The organism is Nitrosomonas sp. GH22 (assembly GCF_009833115.1).
Taxonomy (GTDB): Bacteria; Pseudomonadota; Gammaproteobacteria; order Burkholderiales; family Nitrosomonadaceae; genus Nitrosomonas; species Nitrosomonas eutropha.
Map to the genome: position 1 here is coordinate 1 of NZ_QRCA01000057.1, position 1,614 is coordinate 1,614.

The 1,614-nt window shown below is 52.2% G+C and carries 3 protein-coding genes; 1 reads left to right on the top strand and 2 read right to left on the bottom strand.

Going from position 1 to position 1,614, the window contains the following annotated elements:
* Positions 1-340: 340 nt before the first annotated feature.
* Both ABF86_RS11970 and ABF86_RS12995 read right to left on the bottom strand, forming a co-directional pair.
* On the bottom strand, positions 341-940 hold the full coding sequence (locus ABF86_RS11970) for an IS630 family transposase (protein ID WP_074685733.1): 600 nt from the start codon (positions 938-940) through the stop codon (positions 341-343).
* On the bottom strand, positions 891-1,124 hold the full coding sequence (locus ABF86_RS12995; RefSeq protein WP_240142334.1) for a hypothetical protein: 234 nt from the start codon (positions 1,122-1,124) through the stop codon (positions 891-893). The genes ABF86_RS11970 and ABF86_RS12995 overlap by 50 nt, the downstream gene beginning before the upstream one ends.
* A 223-nt stretch (positions 1,125-1,347) precedes the next feature.
* On the opposite strand from ABF86_RS12995, the gene ABF86_RS11980 reads away from it, so the two are divergent.
* On the top strand, positions 1,348-1,614 hold a 267-nt coding region (locus tag ABF86_RS11980; protein ID WP_345889574.1), incomplete at its 3' end, for a DUF3987 domain-containing protein.

Below are 1,614 nucleotides of genomic sequence, written 5' to 3' on the forward strand. Positions count from 1 at the left end.
GGAAAATGATGCAATGGTGGGGAGAATATATTGAGATGAAAGGAATATGACAAAAAGATTCCAGCCAATAGAGGATCTGGGTAGTATTTGTACAAAGCACAACATATGGTACTATTGACCACCCTTGACCACTAGATACAAGGGATTGCCCGGTAGTGACGCCAATCACCAACCGGGCAGGCTGAATGAAGCAATCAGCGAGTTATACACTTGGTTGCTTTGATCTGCCCAACGGCAGAAACAATACACTAACAATACTTTAGCAAACTATGGGTAATCATAGCATATAAAGTATATAAATAAGGCAATATTGTTTTCTGCTCTCTAGAGCATTTTTGGCTTACTTGTTTACATATCTACATGAAGCGAAGTAGTTGGCACACTCCTCCGGAGTGAACAGATCCAACACTTTGCCGATCTGTGCCCATAAGGCATCCATGGCTCGTTTGGCGGCTTTGCGTAATAGGGCTTTGAGTTTGGAGAACATTTTCTCGATTGGATTCAGATCAGGCGAATACGGCGGTAAGTAGAGCAGCGTGGCACCTGCCGCTTCAATGGCTGCGCGGACGCCTGGAACCTTGTGACAAGACAGGTTGTCGGCCACCACAATGTCACCTGGCTGCAGCGTGGGGCACAGGCAGGTTTGATGAATATAGGCGAGAAACGCGGCCCCGTTCATTGGGCCGTCGAGCACTAACGGAGCGGTGATCGCATCGTGATGCAGTCCCGCAATGAAGGTGGTGCTCTTCCAGTGGCCGTGGGGCACCGAAGCCACACAGCGCTGGCCGCGCGGCGCGCGACCCCGCTGTCGCGTCATGTTGGTGGTCGTTGCCGTCTCATCCAGGAAGACCAGGTGACGGCAATCCCAATGCTGCTGCTCGCGGGCCCACTCAGTTCGTGCCTGACGTACGTCTGTGCGCGATTGCTCGCTGGCGCGCAGGTTTTTTTTTAAAACTCAACCCCCATTTGTTCAGTTGATGCCATAGCGCCGGCACCTTGATCTGAATGCCTTCTGCAGCCAACCGTTCACTGAGCTCGACAAGCGTTAGATCCGGCGTGGCTTCTATCCATTGCCGAATCTGCGCTTCCTTGTGCGCAATGCGGGATCGCCGATAACCTCCCATCGGCAAACTATGGCGCTGGCCTTCTTTCCATCACTTGCGTACCTGTACACCCACATGCGACTCACCTCAAAGCGCCGGGCAATTGCCGTTGGACCTTCGCCACGATCCAACGCACCCAGAATGCGATCCCGAAGATCTTGTGAATAGGCATGCATAACCTTCCCCATCAGTTGTAATAGAGAATAGTCTATTGCATGCATATATTTAAATAAAAAATGCTCTAATATACGCGGACGCCACCCCCGAAGCACTGGCGTATGGATTGGCGAAGCGTTGGCCTTCCAGCGGCGTGGTATCGGCTGAAGCGGGCATTGTGTTTGGTTCGCATGGCATGGGCAAGGATAGTGTTATGCGCAATCTAGCGATGCTTAACCAGTTATGGGACGGCGCTAGCCTGGCCATAGACCGGCGCACCAGTGAATCATTCACGGTACACGGTGCACGGCTGACTGTAGCTTTGCAGGTACAGGAACCCACCCTGCGGGAGTTT

Excerpts from the sequence above, each read along its gene's own strand:
- ABF86_RS12995 (WP_240142334.1), bottom strand. The coding sequence starts at position 1,124 with ATGGGAGGTTATCGGCGATCCCGCATTGCGCACAAGGAAGCGCAGATT.